The organism is Marinobacterium halophilum (genome assembly GCF_003014615.1).
Taxonomy (GTDB): Bacteria; Pseudomonadota; Gammaproteobacteria; order Pseudomonadales; family Balneatricaceae; genus Marinobacterium; species Marinobacterium halophilum.
The window spans coordinates 1-3,192 of record NZ_PYGI01000041.1; the positions used below are offsets into that span (position 1 = coordinate 1).

4 protein-coding genes are annotated in these 3,192 nt (G+C 55.7%); all 4 read left to right on the top strand.

Annotation, left to right across the window (positions count from 1 at the left end; genetic code table 11):
• Nucleotides 1–172: 172 nt before the first annotated feature.
• Nucleotides 173–325: a hypothetical protein gene (locus CLV44_RS17370; protein WP_170069386.1), complete on the top strand. Its 153-nt coding sequence runs from the start codon at nucleotides 173–175 to the stop codon at nucleotides 323–325.
• Nucleotides 322–1,428: an NAD(P)H-dependent flavin oxidoreductase gene (locus CLV44_RS17115; protein ID WP_106593335.1), complete on the top strand. Its 1,107-nt coding sequence runs from the start codon at nucleotides 322–324 to the stop codon at nucleotides 1,426–1,428. Before CLV44_RS17370 ends, CLV44_RS17115 begins: the two co-directional genes overlap by 4 nt.
• A gap of 1 nt (nucleotide 1,429) precedes the next feature.
• Nucleotides 1,430–2,182, top strand: a complete 753-nt coding sequence (locus CLV44_RS17120; protein WP_106593336.1) for an enoyl-CoA hydratase family protein — start codon at nucleotides 1,430–1,432, stop codon at nucleotides 2,180–2,182.
• Nucleotides 2,183–2,190: 8 nt separating this feature from the next.
• The coding region (locus tag CLV44_RS17125; protein WP_106593337.1) for an acyl-CoA dehydrogenase family protein at nucleotides 2,191–3,192 on the top strand (1,002 nt) is incomplete at its 3' end.

Sequence of the window (3,192 nt, forward strand, 5' to 3'; positions counted from 1 at the left end):
ACCGGCTTCGAGCTGCTCAAGGCTCCGGATATGGGCGAAACCGCACATCCGACCGCCGAGCAGCTGGCACTTATCGCTCAGCTTGACCCGCACAATCTGCGCGCGCGTCAGCTGAAAGATAACCCGCCGGGCATCCGCACCGCCACCACCGACCAGTAAACAGGAGCCTGTCATGACTGCAGCCAAGCAATCACCGGAATGGGTTCAGCGTGTCACAGCAATTGTATTGCGTGGTGCAGGCAGACATTTCGTTGCCGGTCATGGCGGCCCGCGAGGGCGCGACATCAATAATAAATCTGTAGCCAATCATGGGGTGGCAGCATGAGCAACTCATTTCCTCTTTTACAGACTGAGCTTACACGTCGTCTGGGATGCCGTTTCCCGGTGATTCAAACCGCCATGGGCTGGGTTGCTGACGCCAATCTGGTCATCGCGACCACCAAAGGTGGTGGGTTCGGTTTTCTGGCCGGGGCCACCATCGAGCCGTCGCAGCTTGAAGATGAGATCAAGAAGGTGATTGAGGCTACCGGTGGCAGCAACTTCGGGCTCAACTTTCACATGTTCCAGGAAAACGCGATGCAATGCGTGGAGCTGGCGATCACTTACCGGTTGAAGGCTGTGAGCTACGGCCGTGGGCCGGATAAAGAGACGATTGGACGCCTGAAGGCAGCGGGCGTGCTCTGCATTCCCACGGTGGGGGCGGTCAAGCATGCGCTCAAGGCGATCGAACTGGGCGCGGACATGATCACCATCCAAGGCAGTGAGGGCGGTGGCCACACCGGTGGCGTACCGACCACCATTTTGCTGCCACAGGTACTGGAAGCGGTCGATGTTCCGGTCATTGCGGCGGGTGGTTTTTCCACCGGCCGTGGGCTGGCCTCTGCACTGGCGGCGGGCGCAGCAGGGATTGCCATGGGCACCCGCTTCATGATGACCACTGATTCTCCGACACCGCAACAGACGATGGAATGCTATCTGGCGGTGAATGACCCTCAGAAAATCCGGGTGACCAAATCGGTTGATGGTATGAGGCACCGCATTCTTGAGAATGCTTTTATCAGGAAACTGGAATCTGCAGGCCCGTTGAAAAAGCTATGCATTGCGTTGAGTAGTGCTTACCGCTGGAAGCGTGATACCGGCATGACCTTCGGCCATATGATCAAGACCTTCTTCAAAGCGCTGAAGGAGGACCCGACACAGATATCTCAGGTAGTGATGTCGACCAATCAACCCGTTCTATTGCAGCGATCAATGGTGGATGGCGTTCCAGATGAAGGAATTCTGTCAGGTGGTCAGGTTGCGGCATCCATTAATGAGCTGGTGAGTGCTGCGGAGCTTATCCACTCCATTGCCAACGAAGCCAATACCTGCCTGCAACGGTTATGTGAGCGTTCACAACCCAATCAGTCCTTTAAAGAGGTGTCCTGACATGAATAATGTTTTTTCTGTAAACATCAATAGCGGTATCGGTGAGCTGGTTATCTCAAAGCCGCCCGTAAATGCACTGAATAGCCAGGAGTGGTTCGATCTGAGTCATGAAGTCGATCGCTTGGGTCAGCATCCTGATATTAGTGTGATTGTCATTCGCGCTGAGGGCCGTGGATTCTGTGCGGGGGTGGATATTAAAGAACTGGATCAGAACCCTGATCTTATTGTTAAGGTCAATGCTGGAAACTACGCGGCATTTAAATCGATTCACCAGTGTGAAGTCCCCGTGATTGTTGCTGTGCATGGCTTTGTGCTGGGTGGCGGCATTGGTATCACCGGCGCCGCTGATATTGTGTTTGCGTCCGAGTGTGCCACCTTTGCGCTGCCGGAAGTGGACCGTGGTGCCATGGGCGGTGGTGCGCATCTGCAGCGCCTGTTCCCGGTACAGAAAGTACGCCAGATGTTCTTCACCGGTGAAACGGTGACGGCACAGGAAGCTTACCGCTACAACTTCATCGAAGCGATTGTGCCCAAGGACCAGTTGCGCGAAACGGCACTGGCAACCGCCGCCAAAATTGCCGCCAAGAGCCCGGCCATGATCCGTATCGCCAAAGAGGCGCTGAACGGCATCGAGGACGGCAACCTGGAAGACAAATACCGCTGGGAGCAGGGCTTTACGCTGCAGGCCTATACCAGCCCGGATTCGGCGGAAACCCGCCGTGCCTTTGTTGAAAAACGTGACGCCAGTTTCTGAGGTTCGCCATGGATCTGAACTATACCCCCCGTCAGCAAGCTTTCCGTGAAGAAGTGCGCAGCTGGCTCAAGGCCAATCGGCCGACCGAGAAGCTGGCCAGTTACGATACCCGAGAAGGGTTTGAGCAGCACCGCGAGTGGGAGCGCAAACTGTTTGATGCGCGTCTGTCGATGGTGATGTGGCCGGAAGAGCTGGGCGGTCGCGGCTGCGATCTGACCGAGTGGCTGATTTTCGAAGAAGAATACTATGGTGCCGACGCGCCGATGCGGGTGAACCAGAACGGCCAGCTGATGCTGGGTCCGACATTGATGGAATTCGGTACTAAAGAGCAGAAACAACGCTTTTTGCCGCGCATGGCCTCCAGTGAGGACATGTGGGCTCAAGGGTGGTCAGAACCCAATGCGGGTTCTGACATGGCTGCCATTACCTCAAAGGCCGTGCGTGACGGTGATTACTTTATCATCAACGGTCAAAAAACCTGGTCCAGCCGTGCATCCTTTGCTGAATGGATGTTTGGCCTGTTTCGCACGGATCCGGAATCAAGCCGCCATTATGGACTTTCGTTCTTGTTGGTACCCCTTGATGTGGAAGGGGTAACCATTCGCCCAATCAAGGCGCTACACGGTAAAGACACGTTTTCTGAGGTCTTTTTCGACAATGTACGTGTGCCCGTTGAAAACTTGGTTGGCAAGGAAGGCCAAGGATGGCGTGTTGCCATGGCAACGGCCGGTTTTGAACGTGGCCTGTTGTTGCGTTCACCGGCCCGTTTCCAGCAGCCGGTGCGCAAGCTGATGGAACTGTACAAGGCCCATCAGACCCGTGCCTATCGTGATCCGAGTATCCGTGATGCGGTGATGGATGTCTGGACGGGTGCGGAAGCCTATGCCTTGTCGGCGTATCAGTCCGTGGGCCGTTTGGCCCGTGGCGAGAAGATCGGTGCCGAATCCAGCATCAACAAGATTGTCTGGTCCGAGCTGGATCTGAAGATTCACGAAACCGCGATGCGCATT